The organism is Streptomyces sp. NPDC042201, assembly GCF_055582185.1.
Map to the genome: position 1 here is coordinate 468,298 of NZ_JBVJDS010000002.1, position 23,138 is coordinate 491,435.

Sequence of the window (23,138 nt, forward strand, 5' to 3'; positions counted from 1 at the left end):
AAGCAAGTCTGCATCGCCGCATTCATATGAACGAAATGAACACAAGGGTGACCGGCATCACATGCGTGGTGGATAGTCTCCGAGACCCCTCGGGACAGGGACGGGGGCATTGCAGGGACGAGTCAAGGAGGACCCGTGGCCGCAGCAAGGCGGGACCGTACCCACTATCTGTACATCGCGGTGATCGCAGCCGTAGCGCTCGGCATTCTGGTGGGCTTCGCGGCTCCCGGTGTCGCTGTGGAGCTGAAGCCGCTCGGTACCGGCTTCGTGAACCTCATCAAGATGATGATCTCGCCCGTGATCTTCTGCACGATCGTGCTGGGGGTCGGGTCGGTCAGGAAGGCCGCGAAGGTCGGAGCGGTCGGCGGGCTCGCCCTCGGCTACTTCATCGTGATGTCGACCGTCGCGCTGGCCATCGGCCTGGTCGTCGGCAACATCCTGGAGCCCGGCTCGGGCCTCCACCTCACGGACGCCACCCGCGGCGCGGGAGCGGCCCAGGCGGAAGGCGCGAGTGAATCCCTTCCCGACTTCCTGCTGAGCATCATTCCGCACACGATGGTGTCGGCCTTCACCGAGGGCTCGGTGCTCCAGACACTGCTGGTGGCGCTGCTGGCCGGCTTCGCGCTCCAGGCGATGGGCTCGGCGGGTGAGCCGGTGCTGCGGGGCATCGGGCACATCCAGCGCCTGGTCTTCCGCATCCTCGCCATGATCATGTGGGTCGCGCCGGTGGGTGCCTTCGGCGCCATGGCGGCCGTGGTCGGTGAGACGGGCCTCGACGCCCTGAAGTCGCTCGCGATCATCATGATCGGCTTCTATGTCACCTGCGCGCTGTTCGTCTTCGTCATGCTCGGCGCGCTGCTGAGGCTGGTCGCGGGCATCAACATCCTCTCGCTGCTGAAGTACCTGGGCCGCGAGTTCCTGCTGATCCTCTCCACCTCCTCCTCCGAGTCGGCGCTTCCCCGGCTCATCGCGAAGATGGAGCACCTGGGTGTGAGCAAGCCCGTCGTCGGCATCACCGTGCCGACCGGCTACTCCTTCAACCTGGACGGCACGGCCATCTATCTGACGATGGCCTCCCTCTTCATCGCCGAGGGCATGGGCGACCCGCTCTCCATCGGGGAGCAGATCTCGCTGCTCGTCTTCATGATCATCGCGTCCAAGGGCGCGGCGGGTGTCACCGGCGCGGGTCTGGCGACGCTGGCCGGCGGGCTTCAGTCGCACCGGCCCGAGCTGGTCGACGGCGTCGGCCTGATCGTCGGCATCGACCGCTTCATGAGCGAGGCGCGGGCCATGACGAACTTCGCGGGCAACGCGGTCGCCACGGTCCTGGTTGGTACCTGGACGAAGGAGATCGACAAGGCGCGGGTGGACCAGGTGCTGGCCGGCCAGATCCCGTTCGACGAGAAGACCCTGCTGGACGACGGCCACGGCGGTGACGCCGACGCACCGCAGGAGGTGCCGGCGCCGCGCGACGGAGAGAAGACCCAGGCCGGGGTCTGACCCCCCCTTACCCCGGCCCAGCGAGGACCGGCCCGCACGGGGGCGCTTCCGTGCGGGCCGGTCCGTTTTCCATGACCCATCCCCGCGCACGCGTTCGCTCGCGGGCCCGCGAAGATCCGCCGGACAGGGCCTAGCGCCACTGCGGGGTCGGCCCGCCCGCCCGCGGCACGACCTCCTCGACCTTCGTCCTGATCTCTCGCATCACGGCGACGATCCGCCGTTCGTGCTCCTCGGTGAGCCGCGCCGTCGGCACCGAGCAGCTGATCGCGTCCGCGGCGGGTGTGTCGTAGCGCAGTGCGAAGCCGAAGCCCGTGATGCCGGCGACGCCCTCCTCGCGGTCGATCGCGTAGCCCCGCTCCCGTACCTGTGCGAGGTCGGCGGCGAGCGACCCGCGGTCGGTGTGCGTGTTGGCGGTGAGCTGCCCCAACGGGCCTTCGGGCAGCGGCAGTTCCTCGGGATCCCGCTCCGCGAGCAGGGCCTTGCCGAGCGCCCCCACATGCGCCGGGAGCCGGCGGCCCACGCGGCTGAAGGTACGCAGGTACTCGTGCGACTCGCGGGTGGCGAGATAGACGACGTCACCACCGTCCAGCCGGGCGAGGTGGATGGTCTCGCCGAGCGCGTCGGACGCCTCGTCGAGGTACGGGCGCGCGGCCTGGACGCGCGGGTCGCTGTCCAGATAGCTGGTGCCGGTGAGCAGCGCCCGTATGCCGATCCCGTAGAGCGATCCGGTGTCGTCGGTGCGGACCCAGCCGCGGTCGATCAGGGTCTGGAGCAGCGCGTACATGCTGCTGCGCGGCACCCCGAGCTCCTCGGCGAGCTCCCGCAGCCGGGCGGGCCGGTCGGCCCGTGCCGCGAGGAGCTCCAGCAGCTCCGCGGTGCGGGCCGCCGACTTCACTTCGCGTACGCCCCCGGTGTCGGACATGCCTCAGATCGTAATCGGCGGCGCGCGCCGCGCGCGGCCGCGGGTATTGACGCTCCTCGTCCACGTCTCTAACCTCCAGCTCCATACGTAGATATCATCTACATAGGGAGACGATGGCATGACGGCTCTCACGGCCGACGCGGCGACGACGGCGGATCTGACCATCACCGAGGTACGGCTCACCCCGATCCTCGTCGCCGACCCGCCGCTGCTCAACACCCAGGGCGTGCACCAGCCGTACACGCCCCGGCTGATCGTGGAGGTGGTCACGGCCGGCGGGGTAACGGGGATCGGGGAGACCTACGGCGATACGAAGTACCTGGAGCTGGCACGGCCGTTCGCCGAGCGGCTCCCCGGGCACAGCGTCACCGACCTGAACGGGCTGGTCACGCTGGCCGGCCAGGTCGCGGTGGACTCCGCCCGGGTGGACGACTCCGTCGACGTCGGCGGACTGCGCGGCGTGCAGACCGCCGACAAGCTGCGGCTCTCGGTCGTCTCCGGCTTCGAGGTGGCCTGTCTGGACGCCTGGGGCAAGGCCATCGGGCTGCCCGTCCACGCGCTGCTGGGCGGCAGGATCCGCGACCGGGTGGAGTACAGCGCGTACCTCTTCTACCGCTGGGCCGAGCACCCGGACGGCGCGGGCGAACCCGACGACTGGGGCGCCGCCGTGGACCCGGCCGGGATCGTCGCGCAGGCCGAACGGTTCGCCCGCGACTATGGCTTCACCTCCTTCAAGCTCAAGGGCGGGGTGTACGAGCCGGCGGAGGAGATCGCCGCCGTCCGGGCGCTGGCCGAGCGCTTCCCGGGACAGCCGCTGCGCCTGGACCCCAACGGCGCCTGGACCGTGCGGACGTCGCTGAAGGTGGCCGACGAGCTGCGCGGGGTCCTGGAGTATCTGGAGGACCCCACCAGCGGCACCCCGCGCATGGCAGAGGTCGCCGCCCGCGCCGGTGTCCCGCTGGCCACCAATATGTGCGTCACCACCTTCGCCGAGATCCGCGAGGCGTTCACGCGCGGCGCGGTCCAGGTGGTGCTGAGCGACCACCACTACTGGGGCGGGCTGCGCAACACCCGCGAACTCGCCGCCATCTGCCGGGCCTTCGGGGTCGGCCTGTCCATGCACTCCAACACCCACCTCGGTATCAGCCTGGCCGCGATGACCCATGTCGCCGCGACCGTCCCCAACCTCGACTACGCCTGCGACAGCCACTACCCCTGGCAGACCGAGGACGTCATCACCGAGCGGCTCACCTTCACCGACGGCTGCCTGGATGTACCGGACGCCCCCGGGCTCGGCGTCGAACTCGACCGCGACCGGCTCGCTGTACTCCACCGGCGCTGGCTCGACGACGACGGCGCCCTGCGTGACCGCGACGACGCGGCCGCCATGCGCGTCGCCCACCCCGACTGGGTCACCCCCGCCGTCCCGCGCTGGTGACCCCGGGCGGCGGTGACGGTGACACTCGTACGAGGCGGCGGACCCGGAGCGGTCAGCGCCCCGCGGGGGTCGCGTTCACGAACCGGATGCACACGGGATAGCGATGCCGCTCTCCCCGGCTGGCCGCGTCGGCCGCCATGACCTGCAGGATCAGACAGCCCGCGAACAGCAGCAGACTCAGGACCATCCCGACGGCTCCCGCCGCCAGGGTGACGAGATAGCAGACGAACGCCGCGATCAGCACGGTGAGCTGCCAGTTCAGAGCCTCACGGGCCTGGTCCCGCAGGTGCTCGGTCTTCGCCGTCGTCATCAGGATGAGAGGCGGAAGGCAGCAGAGCGGCCACATCAGCGGGAAGAGCAGCACGGCGAGGAACGCCACCAGCAGGGGTGACCAGTGCGCCACCGCGGCGAGCGTCCGCTCACTCGCCCCGCCTCCCGCCGGCGCACCGCTCCCGGGCGCGTACCCCGGGGGAGTCGGCCCGTATCCGGGGGGAGTCGGCCCGTACCCCGGTGCGACTCCGGGCGGTGGCCCGTACCCCGGCGCGACTCCGGGCGGCGGTCCCGCAGGCGGCGGCGGCACCGCGCCGCCGCCGGGAACCGAGCGCGGTGCCTGTCCGGGCGCGGGCCCGTACTGCCGCTGGTAGCGGAAGAGCTGGCAGGGATGGCAGTCGCACGACTCGACGTCATGCGGGTGCCGGCCGGGGCTGGGTATCGCGTTCATGGCCCTCATCCCTCGTCACGCATACACGTCACCGCCGAGCGGCTCGTCCCGCCCGCCCCGCGACACAGCGACGGAAGGCCCGACGAACCCCGATTCACGCGCGTGCATCGTACAGCGCCCGTCCCTCAACAACCCTTCCCCACACGCTACTTGACCGGCAACGCGCGGGTTGGACGATGCCGTCCGTTCAGACCGCGGTCCGTTCCACGGGGATCCACAGTTCCGCGTCGGCCTGTGCCGCGTCCGGGGACAGGCGGGTGCGCAGGATCTCGGGGCCCGGCCTGCTGCGGTACGGGTTCGACGGGAACCACTGGGTGAACACGTCCCGCCACAGATACTGGAGCGCCTGCGGGAACGGCCCCGAGTTCTCGAAGACGGCCCACATGCCCGCCGGAACGGTGAGGGTGTCCATGCCCTCGGGTGCGGCGGAACGGGTCACCACGCCGTGGTAGTAGTCGAGTTCGGTCCCCTCCGCCCGGCTGTCGGCGAGTTTGTCGCTCGCCGAGACGATCCCCTTCGGCTCCCCGTCGGACAGCTCCTCGATCTGCCGCAGTGTCTCCTGGCCGATGCCCCGGATGAACGAGGCGATGGCCGGGTTCATCCCCTCGTGGACGAGGGGGACACGAGCCTTCTTGCCCACCACCCGGAACTCCTCCTTCTCCACAACCCGGTATCGCATGCTGCCACTCCCTTCGACGATGAGACGGAAGGACATCCGTGGCTGGGAGTGCAGAGCCGCACCGGTCCGCCTGGCCTCACCCGGACCGACGCCGTGCACGGCACGGAACGCGCGCGCGAACGCCTCGCCCGATCCGTAGCCGTAGCGCACCGCGACCGCCAGGAGCGTTCGCTCTCCGGCGAGCACCTCGGCGCCCGCGACGGTCAGCCGCCTGCGCCGGATGTACTCCGACAGCGGGATACCGGCCAGCGCGGAGAACAGCCGCCGCAGGTGGTACTCCGATGTCAGAGCGATCCGTGCCAGCTCGGCCACCTCGATCCGCTGGTCGAGATGGCCCTCGATGTGCTCCATGGCCTGGTTCAGCCGCTCCAGCACCCCGGCCTCCTTCCCTTCGGTCACCGACACTAGGAAGAAGTCACCCTGCCGGACCCGACATTCTGTGCCCGCCCCGGTCGGGCCCACGAAGACCGACCGGACACCGCTGACCGGACACCGCCTAGGCTGAGCGGGTGACCGAGACCTGGAAGCCCACCGACCCGGGAGTGCTGCGCCTTCCCTCCGGACGCCTGGTCCGAGGCCGAGGGCTGCGCCGGCCGCTTCCGGCCGGTCAGGTGCCCACGTACGCCGTCCATCTCCTCGGCAAGCAGCCACCCGAGGTCCCCTGGGAGGCCCAGTGGCTGCGCTGGCCGGACTTCCGGCTGCCCAGCAGCCGTACGGACGCCCAGCGCATCCTTCGTGAGGCCTGGGCTCGCGCCGACGAGGAACGTGTCGAGCTCGCCTGCGGCGGCGGCCGTGGACGAACCGGCACCGCGCTGGCCTGCCTCGCCGTCCTGGACGGAGTGCCGGCCGGCGAGGCGGTGGACTTCGTACGGCGGCACTATGACCGCCACGCCGTGGAAACGCCCTGGCAGCGGCGGTACGTGCTGCGCTTCGCCGACTGACGGGCGGCGTCCTGAATCCCGCCGGGCCCCCTACGGGTTCCCGGCGGGAAGCGACGGCCGCGCGTCAGTTGAACGGGATACGGACCACCGACTGGTTGCCGATGCCGAGGGTGCCGGCGCCGTTGCCGATGGCGTTCCAGACCTCGATACGTACCTTGCCGTTGACCAGATTGCCGTGCGATCCGGTGGCCGAGTTCAGCCCCTTCGCCTGGGTGTAGTGCTCATAGCCGGCGACGGGGTCGGTCGCGAAGTACCCGTACGTCTCCGTCCGGTCCCAGGTTCCGTCGCCCGTACGGTCGTAACTCACCCTGACCTGTTGGCCGTTGCCGACCGTGGTGCCCGAGTCCACGAAGAGGTCGAACTGCGTCGAGCCGCCGTTGTACGTCCGGGTGATCCCGCTGGAGGTGAACACCTGCGGGCTGTGCGGGGATCCGTCGTAGTTGGCGCCGCCCGCCGAGGCCACGGTGGCTGTCGCGGCCGAGCCCGCGGAGTCGCCGAGTCCGGCGCCGGTCCGTGCGTACAGCTGCGAGGAGCCCGACGGCGGGGGGTCGGTGGGCGGGTTCGTCGGCGGGTCCGTCGGCGTCGAGCCGCCGCCGCGGGTCCAGACGGCCACGTAGTCGACGAGCATGGGGTGGCCGGGAACGGTCGCGGCGGTCGGGGTCGGGCCTCCCAGCGCGTCGGGGAACGCGCCGCCGATCGCCACGTTGAGCAGGATGAAGTACCCGGCGTGGTCGGTCATATTGGCCCACGTGCCGGCGTCGACCCGGTCCTGACGCACGGTGTGGAAGAGCTGGTCGTCCACGTACCAGCGCAGCTCGTTCGGGGTGACGGAGCGGTCCCACTCGAACCGGTAGGTGTGGAAGGCGGACTGGCAACTTGCCCCGGGGCAGGCGCGGTTGGCGCCGATGCCGGTGGTCTCGTTACAGGGGCCGCCCGGGTTCACGCCGCAGTGCAGCACACCCCAGACCGAGTTGATGCCGTTGACGTTCTCCATGATGTCGAACTCGCCCGTGCCCGGCCAGTTCCAGTAGTTGCCGCGGTACGGCGAGCCGAGGGCCCAGAAGGCCGGCCAGTAGCCGAGCGCGGCGCTTCCCGTCACGTTCGGCATCTGGATACGGCCCTCGATGCGGAGGGTGCCGCCCGTCGGAGCCTTGAAGTCGGCGCGCTTGGTCTCCACCCGCGCCGAGGTCCAGTTGCCCCCGCCGTCCCTGAGGGGGGTGATGCGGAGATTGCCGTTGCCGTCGAGGCTCAGGTTGTCGGGGCTCGCGGTGTAGTTCTGGATCTCGCCGGTGCCCCAGTTGCCGGGTCCGCCGGGGTAGCCGTGGCCGGTGTCGGTCTGCCAGTTGGCGGACGACGGCGGGGTGCGGTCGGCGCCGTTGAAGTCGTCGCTCCACTGCAGGTTCCAGCCGGGCGCGGGCGGTACGGCGCCGCGCGCGGTGCCGGCGCCCGTGACGCCGATGAAGCCGGCCAGGGCGACGGTCATCGCGAGGACCGCGGTGAGGAGGGGCGTACGTCTGATGCGGCTCGTTCTCAAGGAAGGACCTCCGGTGCGAAGCGTGCAGAGGAAGGATTGAGAGCGCTCTCAGTACGTCTTGTAGTGGCGCGGGAAGGGGGCGTCAATGGGCTGCGGCGCGTTAACTTCCCGAACGGTTCACCGGCTGAGCCCGTCAGGGCGGAGGACGAGCGCTTGCCTTGACCTCGGCGTCAAGGATTACGGTCGGAGACATGCGCATCGGCGAGCTGGCGGAGCGGGCCGGGACGACCACCCGCACTCTGCGTTATTACGAGTCCCGTGGTCTCCTGCCCGCCCGGCGGGGGGTGAACGGCTATCGCACGTACGACGAGAACGATCTGCGGCTCCTCCAGCAGATCAGGACCCTTCAGGACGTCGGGTTCGATCTCGAGGAGACGCGGCCGTTCGTCGAGTGCCTGCGCGCCGGGCATCCGGCGGGGGACTCCTGTCCTGCCTCGCTCGCCGTCTATCGCCGCAAGCTCACCGAGCTGGACGGTCTGATCGACCAGCTCCAGTCGGTCCGCGCCCAGGTCGGGGCGCAGCTCGCGCGGGCCGAAGAGGCGCGCACCGGGCCGGCGGCCGGCGTGGACGCGGACGGGCTGGGCGGTTCTGAACCGCGGTGCGAGCTGACGGGCACGCTGACGGGCGCGATGGATTACGGCGGTTACGAGAGCGACGAAAGCTATGGAGGCGTAGAGAAATGATCACAATAGAGGGCGTCGACGCGGTCACCGACGCGGACTTCGACGACGCGGTACTGAATTCCGGGCTGCCGGTCCTGGTGGAGTTCACCGCCGACTGGTGCGGTCCGTGCCGACAGCTCGCACCGGTCCTGAGCGCCTTGGCCTCGGAGGAGGCCGGCCGGATCAAGATCGTGCAGCTCGACGTGGATACCAACCCGGAGATCACGGCGCGGTACGGCGTACTCGCGATGCCCACGCTCCTGGTGTTCCGCGCGGGCGAACCGGTGAAATCGATGGTCGGCGCACGCCCCAAGCGCAAGCTGCTCCAGGAACTGGCAGAGGTGCTGTGAGCTCCTCGACGGGTTCGCGGGTTGGCGGGCTAAGACATCGCTTCTTATGGACTGATCGCTCGTTGAACCGTGCATGACGGATCTGGTTGAGCGGTTGGTGCCGGATGAGGACTGGTCGCGGTGCGCGATCGACTCGGGTTGCCGGTTGCTGAGACACGCTCCGAGCTAGGCGTCGAGCGTCATGAAGAGGCTGTTGAGGCCCTCGGCCAGCAACGGGTGCGTGAAGACGGCGTTCGCCATGGCGGTGTACGGGAGTTTGCCCAGCATGGCGACCTGGATGATCGTCATGATCTCGCCGCCTTCCGCGCCGAGCACGGCAGCGCCGAGGATCTGGCCGGTGTGCGCGTCGATGACGGCCTTCATGAAGCCGCGGGTCTCCCCGGTCTCCAGGGCCCGGATGACGGCGTTCATCGGCAGCTTCGCGACGCGGACCGCGCGGTTCTGCTCCCTGGCCTGCCGCTCGGTCAGGCCGACGCGACCGAGTTGCGGGTCGATGAACACGGTGTACGGGACGATCCTGTCCAGCGTGCTCACCTTCTCGCGGCCGAGCAGGTTGGCGTGCAGGATCCGGTAGTCGTCGTAGGAGAGGTGGGTGAAGGCCGGGCCGCCTTTGACGTCTCCCATGGCGTAGACGCCGGGGACGGAGGTCTCCAGGTAGTCGTCGACCTCGATGAAGCCGTTGTCGCGCAGCCGGATGCCGGCCGCCGCCGGCGCGAGCGCCTCCGTGTTGGGGACGCGGCCGATTGCCGCGAGCATGTGGGAGCCCTCGAGTTGCTGCTCGCCGTCCGGCGTGCGAACGGTCAGCCGCACCCGCCCGCGGCCTGCGTCCTCGACCCGGTCCGGCGTCGCCGACGTCAGGACCGTGATCCCGTCTTCGCGCAAGATGGCGGCGACCTCGTCGGAGATGTCGTCGTCCTCCATCATCAGCAGGCGCGGGCCGGTCTGGACGATCGTGACCTCGCTGCCGAACCTGCGGAACATCTGCCCGAATTCCAGCCCGATGTAGCCCCCGCCGAGAATGATCAGGTGCTCAGGGAGCTCGCCCAGCTCCATGATCGACGTTGAGTCCAGGACAGGGACGTTCTGCGCGCCGCTGATTGCCAGCGGCCTGGGCCCGGCGCCCGTGTCGATGACGATCACCGGCGCGCTGATCTCCCGCGTCCCGCCGTCCCCCAGGGCGATCTCGACCGTCTTGGGCCCCGTGAAACGGGCCTCGCCTTCGATCAGGTCGAGCCCGTCCTGCGCCAGGCGGCTCGCGTAGTTCTCCCGCGCGCCCGCGACCATCGCCCGTTTGCGTTCCCGCACGGCGGCGAGGTCGACCGACACCGGACCGGTCCGGACGCCGTACTCCGCGCCGCGCCGTGCCTGGTAGGCCAGGCGCGCGCTGGCGACCATCGTCTTGGTCGGGGTGCACCCGCTGTTCACACAGACGCCACCTAGGTGGTCGCGCTCGACGAGCGCCACCTTCTTGCCGGCCTTCGCCAGATCGACGGGGAGGAACCGGCCACCCTGGCTGGTCCCGACCATAATCACTTCATAGCTCTCGTCTGACACAGGAGGATCGTAACCCTGTGTTTTCCTGCGTGCACTGAGGGTGCGCCGGTGGGCGTGGGCGGTTTACTGGCAGGCGGGGTGGTCGCACTGTGATCGGTGGCCGCGAACAGGTTCGAGTAGGCGGTGTGCGGTGGTGAGGGCCTCGCTGAGAGCCCGCCCCCGGCCCGTCGTAGCCGAGGCCGGGAAGTACCAGCAGGTCCGACGGTGGAGCAGCGCTGCCACAGGTCCCAAAACCAGCAGTGCCTCGGTGGCACCGAGAACGGTGGCTACGAGCGTCGTCCATTCCATCTCGGCAAGCTAGGACATGCGAGCCGGAGTGGGTGGTCGTCACGTTGCCGTGCGTGCGGGATGGAGGCCGATGAGCCGGCTCACCTGACCGCACTCCGCAGGCTCCGTGAGCCACAGTTACCAATCCCCCGGGGGAAGTGACGACACACCCATCATGACAGGTCAGAGGCTGTTTTCGTAGGACGAACGGCACAGGTCACCAGGCTTGTCCGGCCTTCTCCGAGACACCCAGAATCTCCCTCATGAATCACTCGGGAAAAGTCGATCAGGACGACATCATGCGGGCGCGGAATGTACTGCTCGCGTCGGGACGCCGCACTCCACGCGAGGAAGTCGACGCCTACCGGGTGCTCGCCCAGGTCAGTCCTGCCGCCTACCTGCCCCGCCTGGCCAAGGCCCTGCAGCGCCTGAGTTACGACTCCGGCTCCGGCCAACGGCATCCGGCCTGTCTCGCGCTGCGCGAGGAGGCGGTGGCCGCGGCGCGGGCCATCGATCCGGCCGAACCTGCCCGTGCGGATCTTCTGTACGAGGCACTCGACACGTGCCAGAGAGAGCTGTACACCCTGGGTCGACGCGCCGAAGGGCTCGCCATGCGCGCCGAGATGCTCTCCATCGGCCGTGCGCAGGCCGAACTGTCCGGAGGCCCCGCGGTCAAGGGGCTGCGTGACTGGGCTGCCGGTCTCTCCGAGGAAGGCCGGTATGCCGAGGCTGCTGATGCCCTGACCGAGTGGGTCGCTGCGATCCTGCCGGACGGGCCCGGCGAGGGGAGCCTCGCCTGGTCACTCCTTGAGTGGATCGCCGCTCTCTATGACGCCGGCCGGTCCGGCGAAGCACTCGCCGCGTTCGAGACGCTCGTCAGCATGGAAGCGGTCGAGGCCACGAACGACCGCGGCCCGATGTCCTGCCACCTCTACTCGCTGATCGGGTACGCGCAGCTGCTCGACACCTGTGGCCGAGGAGAACAGGCGGCCGCCGTACGGCAAGAGGCGCTCGCCTTGCTGACGGAGCTGGCCGCCACCGGTGAGCGCAAGTCCTGGAGCGGCTATCAGGCGTCCTACTGGGCGGTTCTGTTGTCCTGCTCCGGCGCCGACAGCGAGCGACCGACGGCCGGCGGGCCGCGTCCGCCTTCGGGGGCGACGCCCATGCAGTGGTCCCCCGATGCGAAGCGGCGCTACTTCGACAGCCGCATCACTCTGCGCGAAGAAGTGGACGCCCTTGCTCCGCGAGCCGCCGAAGATCCGGACCGACACCTGGCCGAACTGGTCCGGCTGCACCGGGTACTCACCGTCCGCTCCGCTGTCTACTGGGAGCACCGCACCCATCTGTTCGCGGCGCACGTACGCTCCCTGTTCGATGACGGGGTGGGCCTGGCCCGCCGGCTGTACCAGCACCACCCGGCATGCGGAGCCCCGGTACTGGCCCAGGTCCTGACGGACCGATCGACCTTCCACACCGCCGTCGGCGAGTTCGGGCCCGCCCTCGATGACTTCCGCCAAGCCCTGAGCTACCTGGGGGAGGCCGGCTGACGCGAGCTCTCTGCCGCGCGGAGAACGTGGGCACAAAAATACCCCGATCCGAATTGGCGGTCGGGGTGTTTCTCTGCGTATATTGGGGGTTTCCATGTCTGACGTGAATGAAGACATGAAACCAGGTCGCTGAAGGCAGCATATCGAACAGGGGCTGAATTGTCAAACGAGGAATTGCAGAACGAGCAGCAATTCGTCTCCCTTCTCTATGGGCGTCTCGACGCTCTCCGGGAGCAGGCCGAGGATGCCGTGCGGGCGTCGATCGGGCAGGTCAACACCGTGCGGCAGGCTCGGGTCGAGCGTGATATCAGCGTGGCTGAGCAGTCCGGCCTGGTGTCCTCGTTGAATGCCGTGGAGTCCGGGCTGTGTTTCGGCCGGATTGACCTCGGGGCCGGTGAAACCGGCGACGGCACGACCCATCACATCGGGCGTATCGGAATGCGGCGGGACGATCCGGAACGCACTCCTCTGCTGATCGACTGGCGGGCCCCGGTGGCGCGGCCCTTTTATCTCGCCACCGGATATTCCCCGATGGGGCTGCGCCGGCGCCGGCACATCACCACCGAGGAGCGCCGTGTCACCGCGCTGCATGACGAGATCATGGATCTCACCGACACCACCCGCACCGGGTACGAGGACCCGGACGGCGACGCCGTCCTGCTCTCCGCGCTGAACTCCGCGCGTACCGGCCGGATGAGCGACATCGTGCAGACCATCCAGGCCGAGCAGGACCGCGTCATCCGCGCACCGCACCGCGGGGTCCTGGTCGTCGAGGGTGGTCCCGGCACCGGGAAGACCGCGGTGGCGCTGCACCGCGCGGCGTATCTGCTCTACGCCTACCGGGAACAGCTGGCCCGCCGCGCCGTGCTGATCGTCGGCCCCAACCCCGCTTTCCTCGGCTACATCGGTGAGGTGCTGCCCTCGCTCGGTGAGACCGGGGTGCTGCTGGCGACGACCGCCGAACTGTTCCCCGGCGTACGGGCCACCGGGACGGACACCCCGCACGCCGCCGAGATCAAGGGCCGGGCGGAGATGGCCCAGGTGCTGGCCGCGGAGCTGCGCGACCGGCAGACCCTTCCCGACCCCGTGCTGGAGATCGCGCACGAGGACCACGGCACGCTGTTGCTCGACCGCGCTACGGCGTACGAGGCGAGGCAGCGCGCCCGCGACACCGGGCTGCCGCACAACCAGGCCCGGCCGGCCTTCGCCTTCCGGGTCATCGACGCGCTCACCGAGCAGCTCGCGGACCGGATCGGCGCGGACCCGCTCGGCGGGCCGAACCTCCTCGACGCCACCGACATCGCCCAGCTCGGCAAGGAGATCGCCACCAGCCCCGACGTGCAGGCCGCCATCGACACGCTGTGGCCGAGCCTCACCCCGCAGCAGCTCGTCGGCGGGTTCCTGGAGGAGCCCGGGCGGCTCGGCGCGCGCGACGCCGCCGCCGTACGGCGGCCGGTGCCCCGGACCGGCGCCGACGCCAGGACCGACTGGACCCCGGCCGATGTGCCGCTGCTCGACGAGGCGGCCGAACTGCTCGGTGAGGACGACACCGAGGCCCGCGCCGCCGCCGCGCGGGAGCGGCAGGAGCGGATCGCCTACGCACAGGGCGTACTGGAGCTGTCGTACGGCTCCCGTACGCAGGAGTTCGAGGACGAGCAGGAGTCGGAGGTCCTCGCCGCGCACGACATCATCGACGCCGAACGGTTCGCCGACCGGCACGAGGAGACCGATGCCCGCAGCGCCGCGGAGCGGGCCGCCGCCGACCGCACCTGGGCCTTCGGCCATATCGTCGTGGACGAGGCCCAGGAGCTGTCCGCCATGGCCTGGCGGCTGCTGATGCGCCGCTGCCCGAGCCGCTCCATGACCCTGGTCGGCGACCCGGCCCAGACCGGGGACGCGGCGGGCTGCGACTCCTGGCAGCAGATCCTGGAGCCGTACGTCGGGGAGCGCTGGGAGCTGGCGAAGCTCGGCGTCAACTACCGCACGCCCACCGAGATCATGGCGGTCGCGGCCGAGGTGCGCAGGATGGCGGACCCGCTGTTCGAGCCGCCGGAGTCCGTACGCTCGACGGGCACCGGGCCGCTCGTACGGGTGGTGGAGCCGGCCGCTCTCGCCCGTACGGCCGCCGGGCTGGCGACCGAGCACCCGGGCGAAGGACGGCTCGCGGTGATCGCCCCGGCCGCGCTGCTGCCCGCCCTCGCGACCGAACTGCCCAACGCCTCCTGGGGCGCCATGCCCGATCTGACCCGTCCGGTGGTCCTGCTCGACGCCCGGCAGGCCAAGGGGCTCGAGTTCGACACGGTGATCGTCGTCGACCCGGAGGGAATTCTCGACGGCTCGCCGCGCGGCACCAATGATCTGTACGTCGCGCTGACCCGGGCGACCCAGCGGCTCGGGATCGTACGCGACTCCGAGGTCCCGTCCCGGCTGGCGTCGTTGGACCCCACCGACTCGGCGCTCAACACGGCACGGTGAAAGGGCCGTGAAAGCGCCGGAAGCCCCGTGACAGCGCGGTGGCCCCGCCGGAGCGGATCCGGCGGGGCCAGCACATATATGAGGGTACGTCAGGAAGGCCGCAGCCAGACCGTCGCCAGCGGCGGCAGCGTCAGCTGGATGCTCGCGGGACGGCCGTGCGCGCCCACCGACTCGGGCTTCAGCGGCTCGGTGTTGAGCACATCGCTGCCGCCGTAGCGCGCCTCGTCCGTATTGAGGACCTCGGTCCAGGCCGCGAACTCCTCGGGGACACCGAGGCGGTACTGATGGCGGACCACCGGCGAGAAGTGGGAGACCGCCAGCAGGGGGGAACCCGCCGCGTCGAAGCGCAGGAACGCGAAGACATTGTCCTCACCGGCGTCGCCGTCCACCCACGAGAAGCCCTCGGGCACGGTGTCCCGCTGCCAGAGCGCGGGCGTCGAGCCGTAGACCGTGTTGAGATCGCGGACGAGATCCCGCACGCCCCGGTGATCCGCCTCCGCCCCGTACGACGGGTCGAGCACCCACCAGTCCGGGCCGTGACTCTCCGACCACTCGGCTCCCTGGGCGAACTCCTGTCCCATGAAGAGCAGTTGCTTGCCGGGATGCGCCCACATGAAGCCGAGATAGGCACGTGCGTTGGCGCGCTGCTGCCACCAGTCGCCGGGCATCTTGGAGACCAGCGAGCGCTTGCCGTGCACGACCTCGTCGTGCGAGATCGGCAGGACGTAGTTCTCGCTGTACGCGTAGACCATGGAGAAGGTCATCTCACCGTGGTGGTACTTACGGTGGACCGGCTCCTTGGCGACATAGTCCAGCGAGTCGTGCATCCACCCCATGTTCCACTTCAGCCCGAAGCCCAGCCCGCCGAAGCCGTCGGGGCCGACTTCGTGCGTGGCGCGGGTGACGCCGTTCCAGGCGGTGGACTCCTCGGCGACGGTCACCACACCGGGGCAGCGGCGGTAGACGGTGGCGTTCATCTCCTGCAGGAACGCGACGGCGTCCAGATTCTCGCGGCCGCCGCGCTCGTTCGGAGACCACTGGCCTTCCTCGCGGGAGTAGTCGAGGTACAGCATCGAGGCGACCGCGTCGACGCGCAGCCCGTCGATATGGAACTCCTCGCACCAGTACACGGCGTTGGCGACCAGGAAGTTACGGACCTCCGTGCGGCCGTAGTCGAACTCCAGCGTGCCCCAGTCGGGGTGCTCGGCCCGCTGCGGGTCGCTGGGCTCGTACAGCGGACGGCCGTCGAACTGCGCCAGCGCCCAGTCGTCCTTCGGGAAGTGCGCGGGCACCCAGTCGACGAGTACGCCGATGCCGGCGCGGTGCAGGGCGTCCACGAGATACCGGAAGTCGTCCGGGGTGCCCATCCGGGATGTCGGCGCGTAGAAGCCGGTGACCTGATAGCCCCAGGAGCCGCCGAAGGGATGCTCCGCGACCGGCATCAGCTCGACATGGGTGAAGCCCAGATCCTTGACATAGGCGGGCAGCTGGGAAGCGAGCTGACGATACGTCAGGCCGGGCCGCCAGGAGGCAAGATGGATCTCGTAGACGGAGAACGGCGCCTCGTGCACGGGGCGGTCGGCCCGGTGCGCCATCCATTCCTCGTCGTGCCACACATGGTGCGACTCGGTCACGATGGAGGCGGTCGCCGGCGGCACCTCGGTGCGCCGGGCCATCGGGTCGGCGCGCAGCGTGTGCGACCCGTCGGGCCGGGTGATGTCGAATTTGTAGAGCGCGCCCTCGCCGATCCCCGGCACGAACAGCTCCCACACGCCGGTGGAGCCGAGCGAGCGCATCGGGAGGCTCGTACCGTCCCAGTAGGTGAAGTCGCCGGTGACCCGCACCCCCCGGGCATTGGGCGCCCATACGGTGAAGCGGGTGCCGGTCACGTTCTGGTGGATCATGGGCTGGGCGCCGAGGACCTTCCACAGCTCCTCGTGCCGGCCCTCGCCGATCAGATGCAGATCGAGATCCCCGAGGGCGGGCAGGAAGCGGTACGGGTCCTGGATCTCCAGCTCGTCGGGCTCCGCGTCGTCGTCGCCGTAGCGGACGAGCAGCGAGTACTCCGGCACGGCGCGCAGCGGCAGGACCCCGGAGAAGAGGCCGTCCCCGTCATCGTTCAGCTCGGCCCGCATCTCCTTGGAGACGACGGTCACGGCGCGCGCGTACGGCCGCAGCGCGCGGAAGAGCACTCCGTCCTCCGTCGGGTGCGCGCCCAGCAGTGCGTGCGGATCGTGGTGCGAGCCGGTGAGCAGCCGCTCCCGGTCGCCGTCGTCCAGCGGCCGCGCGGCCCGCACCCCGCGGTCGCCCGCGTCCTTGCGCGGCTTGGGGGCCGTGGGAGACGCGGGGGCGGCGCCGCCCTTGGCGGGCTGGGGGCGCTTGCGGCGCGCGGACTGCTTTCCCGCGGCCGGGGCGGGGACCGGGGCCGGGAGGGAGGTGATGGGGTGCTCTGGCTCGGACGGGCTGTCGGACGGCGGGCGGGCGGTCACGGGAGCTGCCTCCTCGGCGGGCTTGGGTACGGGACGGTCGGATGCGGATGCGGTGGGGGACGCGGTTGGGGACACGGACGCGGATGCGGACGGGGACGGGGATGGGGTCGGGGGTGGTGGGGACCGGTGTGGCGCCGGGGGCGGGACCGCGGGGATGCGGCCGGTGGGACGTCAGGGGCGGTACGGGACCGGCGCCCGCGGCCCCCGGCGCGGCGGCCGCCCCGCCGTCAGGCGTCGCCCGCCAGCCGGCGGATCGCCGCCATCGGGACCGGCAGCCAGTCGGGGCGGTGTCTCGCCTCGTACAGGACCTCGTAGACCGCCTTGTCCGTCTCGTACGCCCGCAGCAGCTCGGGCTCCGCGCGCGGGTCGATGCCGGAGGACAGGGCATATCCCTCGCAGTACGCCGCCCGGCAGCGCGCCGCCCAGTCCGGGCGCCACGGCTCGTGGGAGCGGGCCGCGTAGTCGAAGGAACGGAGCATGCCCGCGACATCGCGGACCGGTGGCTGAGGGCGGCGCCGCTCCGCCAGCGGCCTGGCCGGCTCGCCCTCGAAGTCGATGACCGACCATCTGCCGTCCGGAGTCCGCAGGGCCTGCCCGAGGTGCAGATCGCCGTGGACGCGCTGGGCCGGCCTGGCGCGCCCCGCCTCGTCGAGCCTGGCGAGCGCGCCGAAGGCGGTGCGCAGCCCGGGGACGTACTGCCGCAGGGTCGGCACCGCCTGCGCCGCCGCCTCCAGGCGCTCGGACATCCCGCTCGCCAGCTGCGCGGTCTGCCGGCGGCCCAGGGTCACCGTCGGCAGGGCGGCGGCGAGCGCGGTGTGCACCTCGGCGGTCGCCCGCCCCAGGGCGCGGGCCTCCGTGGTGAACTCGCGGCCGCCCGCCAGCGCCGCCAGCGCCAGCTGCCAGCCGTCCTGGGAGCCGCGCAGATAGGGCTGGAGCACGCCGAGGGTGAGGGAGTCCCCGCTGCCCGACGGGTCGGCCGCCTCGAACCAGCCCACGGGCGCGGGCACCCGGTCGCAGCCTTCCGCCGCCAGGGCCAGCGGCAGTTCCAGATCCGGATGCGGGCCGGGGAAGACCCGGCGGAGGATCTTCAGAATGTAGGCGTCCCCGTAGACCAGGGAGGAGTTCGACTGCTCGGCGCCGAGGAGCCGGCCGGTGAGCCCGGCCGGGATCGCGCCCGCCCGGTCGAACCGCAGCGGCCCCAGCGCGCCGGGGTTGCGCAATCGTTCCAGCAGAAGGTCGGCGAGGCGTGGATCGTGCAGTCCCTCGTAGACGGTACGGCCGGTCAGCGGCCCCTGCGTCGCATGGCCGATCAGCGCGGACGCGAGATACGGCGGCAGCGCCTTCCGCACCCCGAGCAGCAGCTGGTAGCAGTCACCGGCCGACGGCGCCACCGAGGGGGTGGAAGACGGGATCGACGGCGGCGGCCCGGAGGCACCCCGCTGCTCGACCCGTACGAGCAGATGCAGCAGACCCGGACCCCCCGGTTCCATGGGCAGCAGCTCGGTGACCGCCACCGGCACGAAACCGGTGATCTGCCGGCCCTTGCCCGCGAACCAGCGCTGGCGGGGCAGCCAGTCATGGAGCAGCGGCGCGAGCGAGCCGGCCAGCGCTCTCGCGTCGGCGGGTGACACGGCGGGCGAGGCGGCGGGCGAGGCGGCGGCGAGGAACGGGGTAGTCCGGGTGGATGCAGCCTTCGACATGGCATCGCGTCCTTTCCCCGGGCACACCACAGGATGCGCAGAGTGTCCCGGATTGCGGCAATGGCTGTCCGGCTGTGCGGGACGTGTCGGGTGAGGATGATCCGTACGGCTTGATTCCGTACGAAACTCGATCGAACTGGATGTGAGGGAGGGTGCCCCGTGCGGGGCGGTGGAAACCGCCCCGCACGGGGCCACGGGTTAACACCGTGTCACGAGGACGCGATGTCCTTCCTGAGCCGGAACCAGTAGAAGCCGTGGCCCGCGAGCGTCAGCAGGTAGGGCCATTCCCCGATGGCGGGGAAGCGCACCCCGCCGATCAGCTCCACCGGATGACGCCCGCTGAAGGCCTTCAGATCGAGCTCAGTCGGCTGTGCGAAGCGTGAGAAATTGTGCACGCAGAGCACCAGATCGTCGCCGTCCCCCTCTTGGGAGGGCGCCTCGCGCAGGAAGGCGAGTACCGCCGGGTTCGACGACGGCAGCTCGGTGTACGAGCCGAGCCCGAAGGCGTGGTTCTGCTTCCGGATCTCGATCATCCGGCGGGTCCAGTGCAGCAGCGAGGACGGCGACGCCATCGACGCCTCCACGTTGGTGACCTGGTAGCCGTAGATCGGGTCCATGATCGTCGGCAGATAGAGCCGCCCGGGGTCGCTGGAGGAGAATCCCGCGTTCCGGTCGGGGGTCCACTGCATCGGGGTCCGCACGGCGTCCCGGTCGCCGAGCCAGATGTTGTCGCCCATCCCGATCTCGTCCCCGTAATAGAGGATCGGCGAGCCCGGCAGCGACAGCAGCAGAGCGGTGAACAGCTCGATCTGGTTGCGGTCGTTGTCCAGCAGCGGGGCGAGCCGGCGCCGGATGCCGATGTTCGCGCGCATCCGCGGGTCCTTGGCGTACTCCGCGTACATGTAGTCGCGCTCTTCGTCCGTGACCATTTCGAGGGTGAGCTCGTCGTGGTTGCGCAGGAAGATGCCCCACTGGCAGCCCGTCGGGATCGCCGGGGTCTTCGCCAGGATTTCCGAGACCGGGTAGCGGGACTCGCGCCGTACGGCCATGAAGATCCGCGGCATGACGGGGAAGTGGAACGCCATATGGCATTCGTCGCCGCCGGCCGCGTAGTCCCCGAAGTAGTCGACGACATCCTCGGGCCACTGGTTGGCCTCGGCGAGGATCACCGTGTCGGGGTAGTTGGCGTCGATCTCCTTCCGGACCCGCTTGAGGAACTCGTGGGTGGCCGGGAGGTTCTCGCAGTTGGTGTTCTCACGCTGGTACAGATACGGCACGGCGTCCAGCCGGAAGCCGTCGATGCCCAGGTCCAGCCAGAAGCGCAGCGCGGAGACGATCTCCTCCTGCACCGCCGGGTTCTCGTAGTTGAGATCCGGCTGGTGGGAGAAGAACCGGTGCCAGTAGTACTGCTTGCGCACCGGGTCGAAGGTCCAGTTGGACGTCTCCGTGTCGACGAAGATGATCCGGGCGTCCTGGTACTGCTTGTCGTCGTCGGCCCAGACGTAGTAGTCGCCGTACGGCCCGTCGGGGTCCTTGCGGGACTCCTGGAACCAGTCGTGCTGATCGCTCGTGTGGTTCATGACAAAGTCGATGATCACGCGCATGCCGCGCTGGTGCGCGGCGTCGACGAACTCCACGAAGTCGGCGAGATCGCCGAATTCGGGGAGCACCGCCGTGTAGTCGGACACGTCGTAGCCACCGTCGCGCAGCGGCGACTTGAAGAACGGCGGCAGCCAGAGACAGTCGACCCCGAGCCACTGGAGATAGTCCAGTTTGGCGGTGATGCCCTTGAGGTCACCGATGCCGTCGCCATTGCTGTCCTGGAACGAACGCACCAGGACCTCGTAGAAGACGGCTCGCTTGAACCAGTCGGGATCGCGGTCCTTGGCCGGGGTGTCCTCGAAGGTGTCGTGGACGGGCTCATTGACGATCATGTTGTGGGTGACCCTCCGATCGGCGGGGACGGTCGCAGCACCACGATGTGCGCGGGCGTGACGCCCGGCTCTAGGCGCACATAGTTGGCTCTGCCCCAGTGATAGGTCTCGCCGGTGAGCTCATCGCGCACCGGGGCGGTCTCGTGCCGGTCGAGGCCGAGCCGCTCCATGTCCAACGAGACCGTCGCCTCCTGGGTGTGGTGAGGGTCGAGGTTCACGACCACCAGAACGATGTTCGAGCCTGACCGCTTGCTGTACGCGATGACCGCGTCGTTGTCGGCATGGTGGAAGTGGATGTCGCGCAGCTGCTGCAGGGCGGGATGGCGCCGTCTGATCCGGTTGAGCGTGGTGATCAGCGGGGCGATGGTGCGGCCCTCACGCTCGGCCGCATCCCAGTCCCGGGGCCTCAGCTGGTACTTCTCCGAGTCAAGGTACTCCTCGCTGCCCGGCTTGGCAGGGCTGTTCTCGCAGAGTTCATATCCCGCGTACACGCCCCATGTCGGCACCATCGTCGCGGCCAGCACGGCCCGCACCTCGAACGCCGGGCGGCCGCCCTCCTGGAGATAGGCGTGCAGGATGTCCGGAGTGTTCACGAAGAAGTTGGGCCGCATGTACGAGGCGGACTCACCGGACAGCTCGATGAGGTAGTCGGTGAGCTCCTGCTTGGTGTTGCGCCAGGTGAAGTACGTATACGACTGCTGGAAGCCGACCGCGCCCAGGGTGCGCATCATCGCGGGCCGGGTGAAGGCCTCGGCCAGGAAGATCACATCGGGATCGGTGCGGTTGATGTTCGCGATGACCTTCTCCCAGAAGACCACCGGCTTCGTGTGCGGATTGTCGACGCGGAAGATCCGTACACCGTGGGTCATCCAGTGGCGCAGCACGCGCGTGGTCTCCCGGACCAGGCCGCGCAGATCGCGGTCGAAGTCGATCGGGTAGATGTCCTGGTACTTCTTCGGCGGGTTCTCGGCGTAGGCGATGGAGCCGTCCGCGCGGTGGTGGAACCAGTCGGGGTGCTTGGCGACCCAGGGGTGGTCGGGGGAGCACTGGAGCGCGAAGTCCAGCGCGACCTCCATCCGCAGTGTGCGCGCCGTCTCCACGAAGTGGTCGAAGTCCTCGATCGTTCCCAGGTCGGGGTGGACCGCGTCATGGCCGCCCTCGGCGGAGCCGATCGCCCAGGGCACGCCGACATCCTCGGGACCGGGATCGAGGGAGTTGTTGGGGCCCTTGCGGTACGTGGTGCCGATGGGGTGGATCGGCGGCAGGTACACGACGTCGAAGCCCATCGCGGCGACCGCGGGCAGCCGCTCGGCGGCCGTTCTGAACGTGCCGCTGACCGGCGGCTCGCCCTCTCTGACGACCGCGCCCTCGGAGCGCGGGAACAGCTCGTACCAGGAGCCGAACAGCGCCCGCGGGCGCTCGACCAGCAGCGGCGCCGGGCGCGAGGAGCTGACCAGCTCGCGCAGCGGATGGCGGGCGAGGGCCGCGTCGGCCTCGGGGGAGAGCGCGGCGGCGAGCCGGGACGTGGCGGGGAGCGACTCGTCCCGCAGGGCGTCGACGGCGGCCAGCACGGCTTCCCGGCCTTCGCGCTTCGGTACGCCGGCGGCGGCCCGCTCGTACAGCTCGGCGCCCTCCGCGAGGACGAGAGCGGTGTCGATGTCCGCCGGGATCTTGATGCCGGCTGCGTGGCGCCAGGTGGCGACGGGATCGCTCCACGCTTCGACGGTGTAGGTCCAGCTGCCTTCCTCCGTGGGGGTGACCTCGGCGCCCCAGCGGTCCGTGCCGGGGGCGAGCTCGTGCATGGGGGTCCAGGGGCCCGGGTGGCCCCCTGGATCCAGCAGGACGACATTGGCCGCGACGGCGTCATGGCCCTCGCGGAAGACGGTCGCGGTGACCTGGAAGGACTCACCGCTCACCGCCTTCGCGGGGCGTCTGCCGCAGTCGACGAGCGGGCGTACGTCCAGGACGGGAATGCGACCAATCAGCGGTTTCACTGGATCACCTGAGGGCTGTGCGGGCTTGACAGGCATGGCAGGTCGAGCGGGTTGGGAACCTTTACGGGGTTTTGATGTTCTTTGTAGCTGCTCGGTAGACGACTGGGAGGCTGCGGGCATGGCCGCTCCTGTCCGCGTTCACTCGAATAGCGCTGGAATCGCCCGGAATCGTGTGGAGACGCGCTCGTGTGCCGTGCGTAAGGGCTGTGCGGGTGCGCCGTGCGGGTGGACCGTGTGTACCGGAGGAGCCTTCCCCCTCCATTCGGGTGAGCAATCCGGTGTTTTGTTAATTGCCGGGGCGCGGAGAAAGACACCCGTTGCTTTATCGGATGCCCCGCCGGGGCGCGGAAACCCCGGGACATGTGCGCGGATGCGCCGTGGTTGCCGAGGGCGAGGTGCGACTACCGTCGGAGGGACGGCGGGGCCGCACC

The 23,138-nt window shown here is 70.0% G+C and carries 17 protein-coding genes; 7 read left to right on the forward strand and 10 right to left on the reverse strand.

Features of this window, described 5'->3' with window-relative positions; all coding sequences use genetic code 11:
* The first annotated feature begins 135 nt into the window (after nt 1-135).
* Nucleotides 136-1,500, forward strand: coding sequence for a cation:dicarboxylate symporter family transporter (locus ACZ6MZ_RS06015; RefSeq protein WP_389783774.1), 1,365 nt, complete (start codon nt 136-138; stop codon nt 1,498-1,500).
* A gap of 130 nt (nt 1,501-1,630) precedes the next feature.
* On the opposite strand, the gene ACZ6MZ_RS06020 is transcribed toward ACZ6MZ_RS06015, so the two are convergent.
* Nucleotides 1,631-2,422, reverse strand: coding sequence for an IclR family transcriptional regulator (locus ACZ6MZ_RS06020; RefSeq protein ID WP_469350070.1), 792 nt, complete (start codon nt 2,420-2,422; stop codon nt 1,631-1,633).
* Between the two features lie 118 nt (nt 2,423-2,540).
* On the opposite strand from ACZ6MZ_RS06020, the gene ACZ6MZ_RS06025 reads away from it, so the two are divergent.
* Nucleotides 2,541-3,860 carry a glucarate dehydratase family protein gene (locus ACZ6MZ_RS06025; protein ID WP_469350071.1) on the forward strand — a complete coding sequence of 440 codons (1,320 nt, stop codon included), beginning with the start codon at nt 2,541-2,543 and terminating at the stop codon, nt 3,858-3,860.
* A 52-nt stretch (nt 3,861-3,912) separates the two neighbouring features.
* Here ACZ6MZ_RS06025 and ACZ6MZ_RS06030 read toward each other — a convergent pair whose 3' ends face one another.
* A complete protein-coding gene (locus tag ACZ6MZ_RS06030; RefSeq protein WP_469350073.1) occupies nt 3,913-4,581 on the reverse strand; it encodes a DUF4870 domain-containing protein in 669 nt (222 codons plus the stop codon).
* Nucleotides 4,582-4,768: 187 nt separating this feature from the next.
* Nucleotides 4,769-5,635 (reverse strand): AraC family transcriptional regulator, encoded by an 867-nt coding sequence (locus ACZ6MZ_RS06035; RefSeq protein ID WP_469350396.1) that lies wholly within the window; start codon nt 5,633-5,635, stop codon nt 4,769-4,771.
* A 134-nt stretch (nt 5,636-5,769) separates the two neighbouring features.
* Here ACZ6MZ_RS06035 and ACZ6MZ_RS06040 point away from each other — a divergent pair, with 134 nt between their 5' ends.
* Nucleotides 5,770-6,201, forward strand: coding sequence for a protein-tyrosine phosphatase family protein (locus tag ACZ6MZ_RS06040; RefSeq protein ID WP_469350075.1), 432 nt, complete (start codon nt 5,770-5,772; stop codon nt 6,199-6,201).
* A 64-nt stretch (nt 6,202-6,265) separates the two neighbouring features.
* Here ACZ6MZ_RS06040 and ACZ6MZ_RS06045 read toward each other — a convergent pair whose 3' ends face one another.
* On the reverse strand, nt 6,266-7,684 hold the full coding sequence (locus ACZ6MZ_RS06045; RefSeq protein ID WP_469350398.1) for a glycoside hydrolase family 16 protein: 1,419 nt from the start codon (nt 7,682-7,684) through the stop codon (nt 6,266-6,268).
* Between the two features lie 242 nt (nt 7,685-7,926).
* Between ACZ6MZ_RS06045 and ACZ6MZ_RS06050 the strand changes: the two genes are divergently transcribed.
* Both ACZ6MZ_RS06050 and trxA read left to right on the forward strand, forming a co-directional pair.
* On the forward strand, nt 7,927-8,418 hold the full coding sequence (locus ACZ6MZ_RS06050; protein WP_469350077.1) for a MerR family transcriptional regulator: 492 nt from the start codon (nt 7,927-7,929) through the stop codon (nt 8,416-8,418).
* Nucleotides 8,415-8,747, forward strand: a complete 333-nt coding sequence (trxA, locus tag ACZ6MZ_RS06055; RefSeq protein ID WP_469350079.1) for a thioredoxin — start codon at nt 8,415-8,417, stop codon at nt 8,745-8,747. Before ACZ6MZ_RS06050 ends, trxA begins: the two co-directional genes overlap by 4 nt.
* A gap of 165 nt (nt 8,748-8,912) precedes the next feature.
* Here the strand turns inward: trxA and ACZ6MZ_RS06060 are convergent, their stop codons facing one another.
* Nucleotides 8,913-10,301, reverse strand: coding sequence for a mercuric reductase (locus tag ACZ6MZ_RS06060; protein WP_469350081.1), 1,389 nt, complete (start codon nt 10,299-10,301; stop codon nt 8,913-8,915).
* A gap of 530 nt (nt 10,302-10,831) precedes the next feature.
* Here ACZ6MZ_RS06060 and ACZ6MZ_RS06065 point away from each other — a divergent pair.
* Nucleotides 10,832-12,115 carry a hypothetical protein gene (locus ACZ6MZ_RS06065; RefSeq protein WP_469350083.1) on the forward strand — a complete coding sequence of 428 codons (1,284 nt, stop codon included), beginning with the start codon at nt 10,832-10,834 and terminating at the stop codon, nt 12,113-12,115.
* Nucleotides 12,116-12,277: 162 nt separating this feature from the next.
* Here ACZ6MZ_RS06065 and ACZ6MZ_RS06070 read toward each other — a convergent pair whose 3' ends face one another.
* A complete protein-coding gene (locus tag ACZ6MZ_RS06070; RefSeq protein ID WP_389783759.1) occupies nt 12,278-12,535 on the reverse strand; it encodes a hypothetical protein in 258 nt (85 codons plus the stop codon).
* An 18-nt stretch (nt 12,536-12,553) separates the two neighbouring features.
* Between ACZ6MZ_RS06070 and ACZ6MZ_RS06075 the strand changes: the two genes are divergently transcribed.
* Nucleotides 12,554-14,590, forward strand: coding sequence for a HelD family protein (locus ACZ6MZ_RS06075; protein ID WP_469350085.1), 2,037 nt, complete (start codon nt 12,554-12,556; stop codon nt 14,588-14,590).
* A gap of 89 nt (nt 14,591-14,679) precedes the next feature.
* Here ACZ6MZ_RS06075 and glgB read toward each other — a convergent pair whose 3' ends face one another.
* From glgB to ACZ6MZ_RS06095, 4 genes are all read right to left on the reverse strand, one after another.
* Complete coding sequence (glgB, locus tag ACZ6MZ_RS06080) at nt 14,680-16,887, reverse strand: 1,4-alpha-glucan branching enzyme (protein ID WP_389783866.1); 2,208 nt, start codon at nt 16,885-16,887, stop codon at nt 14,680-14,682.
* Nucleotides 16,888-17,306: 419 nt separating this feature from the next.
* A complete protein-coding gene (locus ACZ6MZ_RS06085) occupies nt 17,307-18,779 on the reverse strand; it encodes a maltokinase N-terminal cap-like domain-containing protein (protein ID WP_469350088.1) in 1,473 nt (490 codons plus the stop codon).
* A 209-nt stretch (nt 18,780-18,988) separates the two neighbouring features.
* On the reverse strand, nt 18,989-20,713 hold the full coding sequence (gene treS, locus ACZ6MZ_RS06090) for a maltose alpha-D-glucosyltransferase (protein WP_384181571.1): 1,725 nt from the start codon (nt 20,711-20,713) through the stop codon (nt 18,989-18,991).
* A complete protein-coding gene (locus ACZ6MZ_RS06095) occupies nt 20,710-22,698 on the reverse strand; it encodes an alpha-1,4-glucan--maltose-1-phosphate maltosyltransferase (protein WP_389783863.1) in 1,989 nt (662 codons plus the stop codon). The genes treS and ACZ6MZ_RS06095 overlap by 4 nt, the downstream gene beginning before the upstream one ends.
* Nucleotides 22,699-23,138 lie beyond the last annotated feature (440 nt).